At 59.9% G+C, this 15,552-nt stretch carries 14 protein-coding genes; all 14 read right to left on the minus strand.

Annotation, left to right across the window (positions count from 1 at the left end; translation table 11 throughout):
- Positions 1 to 9: 9 nt before the first annotated feature.
- Positions 10 to 417, minus strand: a complete 408-nt coding sequence (locus G5533_RS16135) for a hypothetical protein (RefSeq protein ID WP_441255066.1) — start codon at positions 415 to 417, stop codon at positions 10 to 12.
- On the minus strand, positions 414 to 1,541 hold the full coding sequence (locus tag G5533_RS16140) for a glycosyltransferase family 4 protein (RefSeq protein WP_421223518.1): 1,128 nt from the start codon (positions 1,539 to 1,541) through the stop codon (positions 414 to 416). The genes G5533_RS16135 and G5533_RS16140 overlap by 4 nt, the downstream gene beginning before the upstream one ends.
- Entirely contained in the window at positions 1,528 to 2,019 is a 492-nt protein-coding gene (locus tag G5533_RS16145) for a serine acetyltransferase (protein ID WP_441255067.1), read from the minus strand. The genes G5533_RS16140 and G5533_RS16145 overlap by 14 nt, the downstream gene beginning before the upstream one ends.
- Positions 2,016 to 3,230 carry a glycosyltransferase family 4 protein gene (locus G5533_RS16150; RefSeq protein WP_441255068.1) on the minus strand — a complete coding sequence of 405 codons (1,215 nt, stop codon included), beginning with the start codon at positions 3,228 to 3,230 and terminating at the stop codon, positions 2,016 to 2,018. The genes G5533_RS16145 and G5533_RS16150 overlap by 4 nt, the downstream gene beginning before the upstream one ends.
- On the minus strand, positions 3,227 to 4,237 hold the full coding sequence (locus tag G5533_RS16155; RefSeq protein WP_441255069.1) for a glycosyltransferase family 2 protein: 1,011 nt from the start codon (positions 4,235 to 4,237) through the stop codon (positions 3,227 to 3,229). The genes G5533_RS16150 and G5533_RS16155 overlap by 4 nt, the downstream gene beginning before the upstream one ends.
- Positions 4,234 to 5,613 (minus strand): hypothetical protein, encoded by a 1,380-nt coding sequence (locus G5533_RS16160; protein ID WP_441255070.1) that lies wholly within the window; start codon positions 5,611 to 5,613, stop codon positions 4,234 to 4,236. The genes G5533_RS16155 and G5533_RS16160 overlap by 4 nt, the downstream gene beginning before the upstream one ends.
- A complete protein-coding gene (locus tag G5533_RS16165) occupies positions 5,610 to 6,824 on the minus strand; it encodes a lipopolysaccharide biosynthesis protein (protein ID WP_441255072.1) in 1,215 nt (404 codons plus the stop codon). The genes G5533_RS16160 and G5533_RS16165 overlap by 4 nt, the downstream gene beginning before the upstream one ends.
- Entirely contained in the window at positions 6,821 to 8,962 is a 2,142-nt protein-coding gene (locus G5533_RS16170) for a GumC family protein (protein WP_441255074.1), read from the minus strand. Before G5533_RS16170 ends, G5533_RS16165 begins: the two co-directional genes overlap by 4 nt.
- 15 nt (positions 8,963 to 8,977) lie before the next feature.
- Positions 8,978 to 9,517: a polysaccharide biosynthesis/export family protein gene (locus tag G5533_RS16175; RefSeq protein ID WP_421231433.1), complete on the minus strand. Its 540-nt coding sequence runs from the start codon at positions 9,515 to 9,517 to the stop codon at positions 8,978 to 8,980.
- Position 9,518: 1 nt separating this feature from the next.
- Positions 9,519 to 10,838: an outer membrane beta-barrel protein gene (locus G5533_RS16180; protein WP_441255076.1), complete on the minus strand. Its 1,320-nt coding sequence runs from the start codon at positions 10,836 to 10,838 to the stop codon at positions 9,519 to 9,521.
- Entirely contained in the window at positions 10,822 to 12,225 is a 1,404-nt protein-coding gene (locus tag G5533_RS16185; RefSeq protein ID WP_216952480.1) for an undecaprenyl-phosphate glucose phosphotransferase, read from the minus strand. The genes G5533_RS16180 and G5533_RS16185 overlap by 17 nt, the downstream gene beginning before the upstream one ends.
- Before the next feature lie 20 nt (positions 12,226 to 12,245).
- Complete coding sequence (gene glmU, locus G5533_RS16190; RefSeq protein ID WP_421255580.1) at positions 12,246 to 13,613, minus strand: bifunctional UDP-N-acetylglucosamine diphosphorylase/glucosamine-1-phosphate N-acetyltransferase GlmU; 1,368 nt, start codon at positions 13,611 to 13,613, stop codon at positions 12,246 to 12,248.
- Positions 13,614 to 13,706: 93 nt separating this feature from the next.
- Positions 13,707 to 14,135 (minus strand): F0F1 ATP synthase subunit epsilon, encoded by a 429-nt coding sequence (locus G5533_RS16195; RefSeq protein ID WP_005339345.1) that lies wholly within the window; start codon positions 14,133 to 14,135, stop codon positions 13,707 to 13,709.
- 18 nt (positions 14,136 to 14,153) lie between these two features.
- Positions 14,154 to 15,542, minus strand: a complete 1,389-nt coding sequence (atpD, locus tag G5533_RS16200; RefSeq protein ID WP_026455856.1) for a F0F1 ATP synthase subunit beta — start codon at positions 15,540 to 15,542, stop codon at positions 14,154 to 14,156.
- Positions 15,543 to 15,552 lie beyond the last annotated feature (10 nt).

Genomic DNA, 15,552 nt, shown 5'->3' on the forward strand with positions numbered 1-15,552 from the left:
CCTCTTTCATTACATCAGCACGATCTTTTTAAACAGATCCCACACCCCGAACGAGAAGTGCTTGAAGATGTCGATGCCAAGGGCCGACTTCACCAGATAGAGCAGCAGCACCATGCCGCAGATCCCCAGCAGTAACAGCAGGGTGGTCAGCAGCACCTTTAGGTGAAAGCGAAAGCCGCTCTCCCGCCCGCGATGACGGCGATCCCGTCCCATCAACACCACCAGATAGCAGCGCCAGCGACCGATGCCGAAGGCGCTGTTGACGTTGATGGCGTGCGACTTGCCATCACTCATCAGCCGCAGCGCCTGCTCGATACCGTCGCGCTGGGTTTCACTCAGGCTCTCGCCCACCTCGGGGGAGAGAGCACGGTAGAAGCGGTCGATCGCCCCCTGCGTTTTCTGCGGTAATTGGCTCATTGGTTTTCTCCTGCGGGCAAGCCCAAAGCCTTGCGGTAGACCTCCATGGTCTGACCGGCGATCCGCTGCCAGTCATACCGTTGCAGATAGTCGCTGTAATCGACCTTGCCGCGAGTCAACTGGGCGTTGAGCCGCTCAGCCAGTGCACTCACATCGCCGACCGGGAAATAGCACTCCTGTTGCAGCGCCACCGCCAGATTGGCGGGAATGTCGCTCACCACCACCGGCAGGGAGAAGGAGAGCGCCTCCAGCAGGGCTATCGGCAACCCCTCGTGATAAGAGGGCATGGCAAACAGGGCCGCCTGTGAAAAGACGCTGATCAGCGCCTCGCCATTGAGGAAACCGGTACGGATCACCCCCGGTGTTTCATCCGCTATTCGCTGCAAGCGCTCGCTATAGGGGGTAGGGTGATCCGTATCCCCCACCAGCACCAGCGGCAGCTCGGTATCAAGCTGGCGATAGGCTGCAATGAGATCGTGCAGCCCCTTCTCCTCGACGAAGCGGCCCACCGCCACCAGATAGCTGCCAGCGGTCAGTCCGAAACGGGCCAGCGTCAGTTCCCTCTTGTCCGCTGCCGGTAGCTCGACCCGTTTCACCCCGTTGTAGATGAGGTGGGCATCCTGGCGATCGTACTGGCGGCGGATCACCTCGTTGATCACTTCGGAGATGACGATCACCTCGCTGGCATAACGTACCGCCCAGCGCTCGCCAAGGCGTAATACCCACTTGGCCAGCGCCCCCCACTTCTGGCGGTCATAGTCGGGACCGTGATGGGTAAAGACCACCCGCTTGCCAAGCAACCTCAGCAGCGGTACCACCAGACCCGGGCCGATGGCATGGACATGCACCAGATCGCAGGCATGACGGCGGCAGTAAAAAGCCGCGAGCAGAGAGTGAAGGATTGCCTCCAGCGACTTCTTTTTGGGGGCGGGCAACGCCTTGAGAGCCACCCCTTCAAACTCGCCGCTTCGGTAATTCACATAGGGGGCGCGAGCCAGCACGGTCGCGGCCACTTCGAACTGGCGGTGCAGCTCCGGGTAGAGGGACTGACAATGGGTTTCGACACCGCCCAGTACATGGGGGATCCCCCGGGTACCGAGCACGGTCACACTAATCTGCTTCATGATCTTCTCGAATGATTCTGGCGGGATTGCCCGCAACAACGGCGCGAGCCGGGACGGAACGAGTAACGACGGCGCCGGCACCGACACAGGCATGATCACCAATGGCGATGGCCCCGATAACGATGGCGCCGGTGCCGAACTCGACCCCGTCCCCCACGCTGGGCGAGAGGAGCTGACCGCTCTGACGATCTGGCTTGTTGCCCAGGGTGCAGTTGTGGCGCAGGATGCAGTCACGCCCCATCTGCACGCCGTCACCGATGACGATATTCTGCGGGTGATAGAGGCGCAGGCCCCAACCCAGCCGGGCTCTTGGCGAGATATCGAGGCCGCACAGCAGCTTGAATCCCTTGAGCAGCAACAAGCAGGGCAACCTCATAAAGCGGCCTCCCTGTGCCAGCCGGTAGCAGAGCAGGAACAGGCGCGCCGTCTTGCTCGGATTGAGCGCCAGTTCGGCTTTCAGATCGTGCCAGAAACTCATCTCTGCTCCTCCAGCAACGACTGGTAGAGCGCCAGCAGGGCTTGCTGGTGGCTGGCAAGGGAGTAGTTGTCGATCAGCCGCTGGCGGGCCGAACGCCCCATGGCCGCCGTCTGCTCCGGCTCGGCCACCAGCCTGTCCATGCAGCGAGCCAGCTCGTCGGCATTGCCCGCCTCGAACAGCAGGCCATCGAGACCATCGCGGATCTGCTCCGGAATCCCGCCAATTCGAGCCCCGATCACCGGTTTGCCATAGGCCATCGCCTCCAGTACCGACATGGAGCAGTTCTCGTACCACTCGGACGGCACCACCACGGCCTTGGCGTGGCGCAACAGATCGAGCAACTCTTCCCCCTGCTTGAACCCCAGCAGTTCGGCATTGGGATAATGCTGACCTAGGTGCGCCAGCAGCGGGCCACCGCCCACAATTTTGAGGCCCGCCGGCCGCGTCATGCGCTGATGGGCACGGGCAAGCGTCTCGACCCCTTTCTCGGCCATCAGGCGGCCGAGGAACAGAAAGTACCCCCGATCCTCTCCGCTTTCGCGGCTCGACTCGACATCGATGCCATTGAGGATCACCTCGATGCGGGAAGCGGGCAGCCGGGTACGAAGCATCCCGGCCATGAAGGCGCTCGGCGCCACCAATGCATCGACCTGCTCGTAGTTGCGGCACCACTGTTGCCAGGCCGCCTCGGCAGAGAGCAGCAGGCTCTTGCCCCACGACCCCTCCTGCCACTGATGGCGAAACAGCTTGAGCCAGGAACCCTCGAGCCGGGTCAGATCGAACGGCTCGCCATCGACCAGCATGCTGTAGTTGGGACAAGCCACCTTGTAGTCGTGGGCTGTCAGCACCGTCTTGCAGCCCAGGGATTTGGCCACCCGGATGATCGCCGGGGTGAGCTGGTGGTAGATGTTGTGAAAGTGAACGATATCGGGCCGCTCGGCACGGATAAGCTCCGCCAACCGATCACAGGCCTCCTGATTGTGGATGAAGCGAGCGGCGATCTTCAGCCGATCGAAGAGCCCGTGCCGCTGGTGATAATCGACGTTGGCCAGAAAGTAGCCACTCTGGGGTGAGGGGAGGTTATCCGGATGCTGCATGGCAAAGTCGATCACCTGATGACCCGCCTGACGCACCATCTCCCGCTCCTGAAAGAGGACTGTCTCGGCACCTCCCTTCATGAAAAAGAACTTGTTGGCAAAGAGCACCTTCACGGCAATGACTCCTGGATCAGACGATGGGCGGGCGCCTCGCGCGGGGAGCGCTGGGGCAACAGCAGGCCGCGCACCAGCCCGGCTGCATAGATGGAGAGGTTCATGACACTGCGCAGGGCATCTTGCAGGGAGCAGTTCTTCAACCACTTGAGAGCGATGAAGCCACCCAGCGGTGCCAGCGCCAGCAGCGGCAACCAGAACGGCAGCCCGGCTACGAAAAGCAGCACGCAGAACAGGAGTGCCAGCAGGTAGAGTCCGAACAGCAGCTCGGAGCGGATCACCGACAGCACCTCGCGAAAATAGGGCTGCCCCCACGCCGAGCGCACCAGCTCGCCGCTGGCAAACAGATACCCCATGCGCCAGCGGTAACGGATCAGGGCAAGGGAGTCCATGGTGTGGGAGGTGTGAAAGAAGAAGGGGACATCGAGCCGCTCCAGCCGATAGCCCGCCTGACGCAGCCGGATGCCCAGCTCCGCCTCTTCGTAACCGTGCAGGTTGCGATTGGTGAGATAGCCGATCTGCTCGATGGCGCGGCGTCGAAACAGGCCGCCACCACACAGCCAGCGCGACTCGCCCAGCGGGTAGATCTGGTTGATGCGCTGCTTGCGCGACTTGAACTCATAGCTGTGGGCATCATCCATCTCGGCCCGCCCGGCCACGCCACCGCATTCGGGGTGGGAGTGCATGTGCGCAATAGCGGCCGGCACAAACTCCGGCTCCAGCTTCATGTCGCCATCAAGCAGCAGCAGGAACTCCCCTTCGCTGAAGAGGTAGCCAAGCTGTGGCCCCACACCACAACAGCGATCGGCCGGGTTGGTCAGGCTCACCACAGTCACTCCCAGCTGGCAGGCGATCGACTGGGTACGGTCGGTCGAGAGACTGTCCGCCACGATAATCTGGTGGGAGTAGTCGGCCAGAGCGCTCCTGATGCTGGCTATGGTGTCGGCAATCCCTGCCTCCTCGTTGTAGGTCTTGATGATGACGGAGATAAGGGGGGATGGAGTCATGACACCTCACAAGAGCTGGTGGCCTGCCGAACCGAAGAACGGATCACCAGGGCGGCACCCAGCACGAAATAGAAGAGGAACTGCTGCACCGGGATCAGCATCAGCAGCTGGCTGTAAGGCAAGCTCAGCAGGCAGGCGATCCCGAACGCGATGAAAGCGGGTTGGTAGCTGAGCAGAAGCACATCTGCCGCGCTCAGCAGCTGGCGATCCAGCAACGGGCGGGGACGGCAGCACCAGAGCAGCAGAACGATCAGCGCGATGAAGATCAGGGTGCCCATCAGCCCCACCTCCCACAGCAACACGCTGAGGGAGGTGGAGTCGAGCAGCACGTTGAACAGGGGGTTGAGAAAACCGGGCAGGGTGCTGCCATGGTTGGTGGTGTTGAGGCCATAACCAAACAGCAGATTGCTGAGACCGTGGTGATCACCGTTGCTGGCCCAGAAAAAGAGAGTCGTCACCCGCCCCAGCTCGCCGGTTTCCGGGTTGATGTGGTTGGGATCGAAGATATAGCCGAGGGAGTCGATAAACAGCTCAATGGCCCCCTGTTGCCCGGCCCCCTCGAACGCGGATGAGTAGGAGGCAGCCAGCACCAGAACGGCCACGGCCACCAGTGCAGTCATCGCCAGCGCAATCAGCAACAGACGCTTGAGGTCATAGCTCTTCATCCCCCTGACATAGCTTGGCGAGAGCCAGACCCAGGCCAGCAGCAAGGGGGACAACAGGATGACGAACTTCACCTCGGCCAGCACGCAAATGGCAAAGGCGGCAAGAATGTGAAAAGCGACCGAACGACGCGAAATGAGGCCGTGGCGAAACTCGGAGAGCTTGATCAGCATAACCAGCAGGCAGAAGAAGCCGAGTGCACCGGTATTGCCGCCACCCATGGGATCCCCCCCGAAAGTACCGACCACCGAGTCCCACTTCTCAAACTCGCCGCGCATTGCCACCCGCTTCGGCACCACCACCAGCACCTGAAACAGCACCACCGGGATCTGCAGGTAGAAGACCCACTCCACCAGCTTCATGATGCGGTAAATCTGTGACTCGCGGCAAAAGCCGAGCAACAGGCAGGGAAGCAGCAGAGAGAGCGCCAGCTCGTTCTTGAAACCGATGATAGTCACCATGCCCCCCTGCTGAAGCAGGGTGCCCAGCAGCGCCAGCACCAGCAAGCCGCAGTAGAGCAGCAGCAGCACCTTCTCCTGATAGTCGAGCCGCAACGGGCTGTAACGCGTCTGCAGCAGCAGCAACATCAAGGTGGCAATCGCCAGCAGGAAGGGCAGCCAGAGGAAGGCCGTAATACCGGTGACGTACTGGGCCAGGCCGCAGATCACCAGCGACAGCAGCAGATTGGCCTGCATGATGAGGGCACTGTTCACGAGGGCAGATCCATCCGCCCCTGCAACTCGGCAGCCCGGCGGTTGACCCGCAAAAAGACGAAGCCGTAGCGCACCGCAGTCAGCAGAGAGAAGGCCAGCACGCAGAGCTCGTACTCCTGCTGCAACCAGGGCAACAGCACGAAGGCAATCACCACGACCAGCAGCTGCTCAAGCTGGATCTGCAAAAAGTAGCGGGGCGAGCCGAACACCAGCTCGATTACGGTCAGCGGGCAGATGGCCACCGCAGTAAAGACATAGGGCAACATGTAGCGGGAGGTATCGATGGAGGCGATCCACTCCGCATTGAAGAACCACTTCATCACCAGCGGATAGCAGATGAGGATCCCGAGGGTGGCCGCACTGCCCATCGCCAGCAGCAGCCGCTTCACCTTGCGAAACTCCTCCCCGTTGAAACGGCGCTGGCGAAAATCCTCCGACCATCGCGAGAAGATGGAGTGGCGGATGGCGTTGCCAACAATCACCACGGGCGCCAGACAGAAGCGGTTGACCACGGCAAAGTAGCCCGCCACCAGAGGGGAAAACCAGAAGTTGATCAACACGGTCGGCAGATTGGCCGTCACCATCGCCAGCACCTCGGCACTGCCGACACCAGCCAGATGCGCTTTATGGCGGGAGAAGAAGTGCTGCAAGCGGCGCGGGGCAGCCTCCCTCAGCATGGCACTGTGCCAGGTAAAGGCAGACCACAACCAGCCCCCGATCACCACCAGCAGCAGACAGGCCCATAACTGATAGAAGTGCGCCATGTCAGGGGCCAACAGCAGACAGAGCAGCACCACGGCAGAGGCCGAGATACGCTGCAGACCGAGCCGCTGGTAGTGGCCGGCCCGCAGGGCCAGATTCTCGGCGATGAGGAGCAGCCCGTGGGTCACGGTCAGCAGGTAGAGCGGCCAGAGCGGCAGCGAGAAAAAGCAGACCACCACCAGCACATAGGGGATGGGGAGCAGCCAGACCTGCAACAGGGAAAAGATCAGGTTGCCGGGCAGCTCGGCCTCCTCCAGCTTGGGCAACAGCAGTTGCGAGGCAAAGGTGGCAAGCTGGGCACCGATCAGCACCAGACTGTAGCTGAGGGCATAGAGCCCGACCGCAGCCATGTCGAACTTGTGCGACAGTGACCAGACCGAGAACGCCCCGATCAGCTGGGATAACACGGAAGCACCCCCTATGGTGGTGATGCTGCGCAGCAGTTTCATAGCGCGCCCCAGGTGGGTGCACCACAGAATCTCAGGTTCTCCGCCCCTTCCAGATCGCGCTCGGCGACCTGGGTCAGCACTGTCCCCAACACCGCCACTCTGGCATCCCGCAGCTGTGCCAGCACGCTCAGCACCCGACTGGCCGGCAGCTGGCCGGACTGGATCACATGAATGGCACCATCCAGCAGTTGCCCCAGCAGCAGGGCATCCTTGCCGACTTCCAGCGCAGGGGTGTCCACTATGATGCGGTCAAACTGCCCGGCAAGGGTTGCCAGCAGTTCGCTCCAGCGTGGCGAGCCAAGCAGTGCCAGCGGGGAGGAGACCGGCTGGCCAGCCGGTAGCAGGGTCAATCCCTCTTTTGGCACCAGACAGGCAGCCAAATCGGCTTCGCCTGCGAGCAGCTCGGCTAACCCCGGTCTGGCTGCCTGCCCCAGCAACTGGCGACCAAGGGAGCCCCGGCGCAGATCCCCATCCACCAGCAGCACTCGCTCATGGCGGGCAAAGCTGGCGGCACAGAGAGCCGCCAGCGTCGACTTGCCCTCACCAGCACCGGTCGAGGTGATCATGATGCGCTGCAGCTGACCCGACTCCAGCCGCATGATGGCGTAGAGGTCATCGGCACTGGCACATACTCTGGGATTGACCGCTCCCACCCGCAGCAGTGCACTCTGATCCTGCAAGGCTGCCAGCCGCGGGATTTCGCCAAGCACCCGCCCACCGAGCTGGGAGACCAGCTGGCTCAGACGATCCAGGGTATTGCGCAGTGCTCCGGCAGTGATGACGGCCAGCACGGCAACCATGCCCGCCATGATCACCACCATCAGCAGAAACAGCATCTTGTTTGGCTTGGCTGGCAACAAGGGCACCGATGCAGCATCGTAGAGGATGGCATTCGACTCGTGCAACTGAGCGTTCAGGCGGGTCTCTTCCTGACGGCGGAACAGCTCGTTATAGAGCTGACGGGTCTTGTCGATATTGTTCTTCAGATTGTTGTACTCATCCTTCTTGACCGCCAGCGAGGAGAACTCCCGCTTCTTCTCGTCAAGCTGGGCGAGATACTCCTGCTCCTTGCGCTGGCTGCTCTGGTAGCGATCCTCGATACCGTCGGCAATCTCCCGCATCAGCTGGTTTGACTGGGTATTGAGCGCCTTGATGCGCGCTTCGGCCTGCAGAATACGGTCATGCTTGGGGCCATAACGCTTGGCCAGCTCGGAGAGCTCCTGCTGGGCCTTGATGAGGGCGATGCGCAGATCCTGCATCTGGGGGTGGTTGGAGACCTCGGGCAGGGAAGCCAGCGCCGCCGGATTGCGGCCGTACTCCTGAATGGACTGGAATTCGGCCTGCGCCGCCAGCCGCCGCTCGCGTGCATCCGCGTACTTGTTGGTGATGATACCGAGCTCTTCGGTTTGCAGACCATCTACGCCGCGAAACGTCAGCAGATCATTGCGGGCAAGAAAATCGCCGAGCTGCTTCTCCTGCTTCTCCAGACTGGCCTTTATCTCCACCAGCCGGCTCTGGTTCCAGTGCGATGCCGTGGTGTTGGCATCGACCCGCTCCTCCACATTGAGATCGATGTAAGTCTGGGCCACCTCATTGGCGACGCTGGCGGCCAGCTCGGGAGAGCGGGATTCGAACCCTATGCTGACCAGCTGGGTATCGCGCACCGGCGAGACGGTCAGGTGTCTGGCCAGATACTCCAGCGCATGCTGGTGGCGTGAGGAGGCATCCTCCTGATGTGCGGCACTCCAGAGCCCCTTGATGCGGCTCAGCCAGCTGTCGGGATTGGGCTGCCCGTTGAATTCCGGCAACTCGGCCAAACCCAGATGAGTAACCACCTTCTCGGCTACCCGGCGTGACTTGAGCAGCTCGAACTGGGTGTTGTAGTACTCGCGGCGGCTGGTATCGACCCGGTAGACGGGCTCGATAGGGGAAGCGCTGTTGGCATCTGCCTTCAGCAGCAGGGTCGCACTGGATTGATAATAGGGCGGCATGCTGAGGATAAAGGGGGCTGCCGCCAGGGTCACCACGGCGGCAAACAATACCACCTTCCACCAGTTTGCCTTGAGCACCCGCCAGGGGCCGCTGAAATCGAGGCGACTCTCTAGCGCACGGCCATTTTCAACCAACAATGAAGTCATGAAGAGCGTCCTGGATCAGAAGAAACTTTGTTCGATGGTGATGATGTCGCCGGGATTGAGCTGCCGTTGCAGGCTCACCTCTTCCAGCAACTGATCGCTGCCATTGAGGCGCAGGCTGATATCCCGTCTGGCGGCGCGATCGGTGAAACCACCCGCCAACGCGACGGCCTTCTCCACCGTCAGGCCGGGCTGGTATTCGTAGCCCCCCGGGTGAGCCACCTCGCCAGCAACAAACACCTGTCGGAAAGTGGTCACGTTGACCGTCACCATGGGATCGAGCAGCACGCCGTGCTTGAGCCCTCTGGTCAGCAGCTCGGCCACCTCAGCGGTGGTATGGCCCATCAGCAACACCTGACCCAGATAGGGGTAATTGACGTGGCCACTGGTATCGACCTTGAACTTCATCGACAGATCCGGCTCGCCATACACCCGGATTTCGACCTCGTCCCCCGGCGCCAGCCGGTAGGCGGAATCGTTGCCTTGAGGGCTCTGGCCAGCCCAGACCGACAGGCTGAACAACCAGCCAAGCAGAAGCACCATCACGCTTTTGTTCATGTTAAATGGCTACCTTGAGTGAAAGAGAAAGCTGTTGTTTGTCGTAACCGAGGGCACGGCCATAGCAATTGCCGCCGATGTCGATGGGCTGCCCGGCAAAGCTGGAACCGGAGTCGGCCTGCAGGTAGTGGAGCCCCAGATTGACGGAGGGACGAATGTCGTAGCTGATGCCCATGCCCCAGCGATGGATGTCGTCCTGACGGTGGCGGTTGTCGTTACCACAGACCACCGACTGGTGATAATCATCCCGGATATCGTGATAAGAGAGCGTGGTCGCTACTCCGGGTGACCAGTGGTGCTGCCACTCGGCGCCATATAGCTGGCTGCTGACATAGCCGCCGTCACCACCCGGATCACGAATGGTCCGGCTGGAGAGCAGCGCGAGCTTGCTGTAATCGAGCGGTTGCCACTCCAGACGCAGATCCCAGTTCAGCCCTTTGAAACTCTCTGCCTGTGGATCATTGACGAAACGCTTGTAGATCCCGCCGATATTGGCATCGATCCGGGTCTTGCCGGTCAGCTGGCTCATCACCCCTGTGATAAGGAAGAATTCGTCGGAATCCTTGCGCGGATTGGCCGGATAGCGTCGCAGATTGGTCTGCAGGGTGTAACGAAAACGGCTGACATGGCTCACCTGATCGAACAGCTCGACAATGGCGGTGTTCTCATGCCACTCCTGCTCGGCCATATAGCGTTCAAAGTCATGCAGGTAGAGGTGCCTGTCGAGATAACCCAGATCCTTGTGGGAGAGCGCCAGCTCCAGCTTGCCTCTGGCATCGGGAGCGCCATAACTGTAGCGGCCACCCACTTCGCTGCGTTTGAAGCGCAACGGCTCGGCAATGTTGAACCAGCCGAAAGTGGCATCACCGCCAGCCTTCTCATCCCCCTGCAACATAAAGCCTTCGGTCAGCCCCTCGCCACGCGCCTCATGGCCCAGCCGATACTGGTACATCAGCTTGAAGGCGTTGCGCAGGGAGAAGCGCCAGCTGCCGTCAAACTGGAACTGGTGATCGGCATAGCCATCCCCATGGCTGCTGCCATAGCGACGATAGTCACCCAGATAGCTGAACTGATAGCGATCCAGGCCGCGTTTGCCCACCATGCGAAATTCCGGGGTGATTCCGATGAAATCGGAGCCAATCGCCTGACCACTGTCACGCAGCCACAGCAGGTTGCTGTCGTGACCATAACGACTCTCCATCTCGGTCTGGACCTCCAGACCCAGCAGCCCCTGATGGGATAAGGGAGTGACCTCGGCACGGACTGAAAGAGAGGGGGAGAGCAGCAGTCCGGCGCAAACGAGGCTAGTAAGCTGACGCACCGACAAACCCCTTGAATACAGTCAGGAAAATGACTTTGAAATCCAGTCCGAGCGACCAGTACTGGATGTACTTGAGATCGAACTTGACCCGCATCTCCATCTTGTCGAGGGTGTCGGTTTCACCACGAAATCCATTTATCTGGGCCAGCCCGGTAATCCCCGGTTTGACCTTGTGGCGCAGCATGTACCGCTCCACCAGTGAGCGGTACTGCTCGTTGTGCGCCACGGCATGGGGACGTGGCCCCACGATCGACATGGAGCCCTGAATCACATTGAAAAACTGCGGCAGCTCATCCAGCGAGGTACGACGCAAAAACGCACCGAATGGCGTCACTCTGGGATCGCCTCTGGTTGCCTGAGTCACCACGGCATCATTCTCCATGACGCGCATGGAGCGGAATTTCCAGACCTGGATCCGTTTCCCCCCCAGGCCGTAGCGATCCTGCTTGAAGAGCACGGGTCCAGGGGAAGAGAGACGCACCCCGAGAGCCACCAGCGCCATAACCGGAGAGATGAGCAGCAGGATGAGTGAACCCAACACCAGATCTTCAATGCGTTTGAGCAGGGCGGCGCCCCCTTCGAACGGGGAATCGAAAAAGCTGAAGGTATAGATATCGCCCACCCGATCGATGTGGGATACGGTCAGGCCGTACTCGTAGAAATCGGGAACCAGATAGGTATTAACCGTGGTGTCGGAGAGTTCGTAGAGGTAGTGATTGATACGCTCCCGGGCGGTCAGGGGCAGCGCCAGATAGATTTCGTCGACCAGCCCTTTGCGTGCCAGCTCGAGCAGCTCATCGACATCACCCAACAGAGGACTGCGAGTCGGGTAACCGAAGCGCTCTTCGCTACGGGCATCGAAAAATCCGAGCATCTGAATATCGTGACGCGGGCTCTCCCACAGGGATTTTTCCAGCGCCAGTCCGGCCGGAGTCACGCCAATGATGGCCACACGCCGACAGCAGGAGGCATCGCTGAACCAGAGGGTCACCAGTCGGTACAACACCCGATAGCCGGTGGAAATGAGGCAGGCCATGGCAAGCCAGAGCACCGCCAGCTCCAGCGGGAAGGGGTGGTAGGGTTTAAAGATGGGAACCAGATAGACCAGCAGGTAGAGCAGGGTAGCAGTTACCAACCAGGAGAAGATGAGGCGCAGCAGAGACTGCGCCAGATGTTTACGAACCCGGCTGCAATAGAGCCCGGTATTCTGGGAGACCAGAAAGAAGACCACCATGCCCAGCGTGACCAGGGACATCTCGTCCAACCCATGAAACAAGCCAAAGTGCCGTGCGAGCAGCACCATTGAGACTGAAATTCCCACCAGATCGACAAAGCGGGAAAACAGACTGTGGCTCGCGTCTGCGAGCTTGATGATTCGCTTGTTCATGGGTCGCCTTCATACTGATATCACTTATCAGTTTTCTTGACCGGACGAGCCCAGTTCTTGATGTGACGCTGGGGTACCCGGGTAATCACGAGTTCATTTTCACCCACGTCCTTGGTAATAGTAGAGCCGGCTCCCAGGGTGGCCCCCTTGCCGATGCGAACAGGCGCTACCAGTTGGGTATCAGAACCGACGAACACATCGTCCTCGATGATGGTCTGGAATTTGTTGACCCCGTCGTAGTTGCAGGTGATGGTACCGGCACCGATATTCACCCCGGCTCCTATCTCGGCATCACCCAGATAGGTCAGATGACCGCACTTGGAACCAACCCCCAGACGGGCCTTCTTCATCTCGACGAAGTTGCCAACGTGCGCATCCTGCTCCAGAACCGCCCCCGGACGCAAGCGGGTAAACGGACCCACTGAGCACTGATCTGCCACCTGTGCACCCTCGATAACCGAGTAGGGTTTCACCTCAGAGTGATCGCCAATGACACAATCTTTCAGTACGCAACCGGCTCCGATACGAACGTGATTGCCGAGAGTCACCTTGCCCTCAATGATGACGTTTGCATCAATAACAACCTCTTCACCAATTTCCAAAACCCCACGCAAATCAAAGCGTGCGGGGTCGATCATGGTTGCACCTGCAATCATCAGTTTCTCGGCCTGCATCTGCTGATAGCTGCGCTCAAGCTGAGCCAATTGCACCCGATTGTTGGCCCCTTCCACCTCGGCGGCACGCTCCGGATGAACGGCGGCAATCGGGCAATTATCGCCGTGAGCCATGGCGATCACATCGGTCAGATAGAACTCGCCCTGGGCGTTTTTGTTGTCGAGACGAGACAACCATTGACGCAACTGGCCCCCATTGGCCACCAGCACGCCGGTGTTCACCTCACGAATGACCAGCTGTTCGGCATTGGCATCCTTCTGCTCGACGATACCGACTACCTGACCATTTTCACGGACGATGCGGCCATAGCCGGTGGGGTTGTCCAGCACCACGGTCAGCAGTGCCATCCCGTTTTCAGCCTTGGCGGCGAGCAAGCGCTGCAGGGTCTCGGGCTGGATCAGCGGGGTATCGCCGTAGAGCACCAGCACATCGTCTTCATCCTTCCAGAACGGGATGGCCTGGGCGACGGCATGACCAGTTCCCAGCTGCTGAGCTTGCAGCACCCAGTTCACATCGGCCGCCACGATCCGCTCTTTCAGCAGCTCGGCACCGTGGCCATAGACCAGATGCAGCTGCTCGGCACCGACCTGACGAGCGGTATCGATCACATGGGAAACCATGGGTTTGTTGGCTACCGGGTGCAGTACCTTGGGCAGGGAAGAGCGCATACGGGTACCTTTACCCGCAGCCAGGATCACGACGTTGAGGGACATAAATTGGCCTTTGGAACATGAAAAATACTCGGCGGAGTCTATCCAACGGGTAAAAAAAAAGCGACCCGAAGGTCGCTTTTTGCATCACCGTTATTAGCGGTAATTCTTTTTGACGATATCGATGACTCGCAGTTGAGCCATCGCCTTGGCCAGCTCGGTGGCGGCCTGGGCGTAGTCGATATCACCATGGGAGCTGTGGATCCGCTCTTCGGCTGCGCGCTTGGCTTCCTGGGCTTTCGCCTCATCCAAGTCGTCAGCACGAATCGCGGTGTCCGCCAACACGGTCACGGATTCAGGTTGTACTTCCAGCATACCGCCGGAGATGTACAGCACCTCTTCAGTTCCGTTCTGCTTCACCAAGCGGACCAGGCCCGGCTTGATGGCAGTCAGCAACGGAGCATGACCGTGGCGGAGACCCAACTCACCTTCGGAGCCTGATACCTGAGCGGATTGCACGCGACCGGAAAACAGTTTTCCTTCGGCGCTCACCACGTCCAGGTGAAAGGAGATCATCTCTGCCATGGGCCCTCCTGTCGAGGCTTACAGTTTCTTGGATTTCTCGACGACTTCGTCGATACCGCCAACCATGTAGAACGCCTGCTCGGGCAGATCGTCATACTCGCCTTTCAGGATGCCCTGGAAACCACGGATGGTCTCTTTCAGCGGCACGTATTTACCCGGAGAACCGGTAAACACTTCTGCAACGAAGAACGGCTGGGACAGGAAACGCTCGATCTTACGGGCACGGGCTACGGTCAGTTTGTCTTCTTCTGACAGTTCATCCATACCCAGGATGGCGATGATGTCCTTCAGCTCTTTGTAGCGCTGCAGTACGGTCTGAACGCCACGAGCGGTCTCGTAGTGCTCCTTGCCAACCACCAGCGGATCCAGCTGACGAGAGGTAGAGTCCAGCGGGTCAACGGCCGGGTAGATACCCAGTGCCGCGATCTGACGGGACAGTACGACGGTCGCATCCAGGTGGGCGAAGGTGGTCGCCGGAGACGGGTCAGTCAAGTCATCCGCAGGAACGTAAACGGCCTGTACGGATGTGATGGAACCGGTCTTGGTGGAGGTGATACGTTCTTGCAGAACACCCATCTCCTCGGCCAGGGTCGGCTGGTAACCTACTGCGGAAGGCATACGGCCCAGCAGTGCGGATACTTCGGTACCGGCCAGGGTGTAACGGTAGATGTTGTCCACGAAGAACAGCACGTCACGACCTTCGTCACGGAACTTCTCGGCCATGGTCAGGCCGGTCAACGCTACGCGCAGACGGTTTCCGGGCGGCTCGTTCATCTGACCGTAAACCAGAGATACTTTGTCCAGTACGTTGGACTCCATCATCTCGTGGTAGAAGTCGTTACCCTCACGGGTACGCTCACCTACACCGGCGAATACAGAGTAACCACTGTGTTCGATCGCGATGTTACGGATCAGCTCCATCATGTTTACGGTTTTGCCTACACCGGCACCACCGAACAGACCAACCTTACCACCCTTGGCGAACGGACATACCAGGTCGATAACCTTGATGCCGGTCTCCAGCAGCTCGGTGCTGTTGGACTGATCTTCGTAGCTGGGGGCTTCACGGTGGATTGACCAGCTCTCTTCTTCACCGATCGGGCCTTTCTCGTCGATTGGCTCGCCCAGTACGTTCATGATCCGACCCAGTGTCGCAGTACCGACCGGAACCTGGATGGATTTACCGCTATTCATTACTTCCAACCCACGACGCAGACCGTCGGAGGAACCCATGGTGATGCAACGAACGACGCCGCCACCGATCTGTTGCTGAACTTCCAGCACCAGACCCTGGCCTTGACCTTCGCTAACGACCTTCAGTGCATCGTACACCTGGGGCACGGCATTCTGCGGGAACTCGATGTCCACTACAGCGCCGATGATTTGGACGATGAAACCGTTACTCATGTCAAATCCT

This window comes from Aeromonas sp. A600620 (assembly GCF_029479985.1).
In the GTDB taxonomy this organism is placed as follows: domain Bacteria; phylum Pseudomonadota; class Gammaproteobacteria; order Enterobacterales; family Aeromonadaceae; genus Aeromonas; species Aeromonas veronii_A.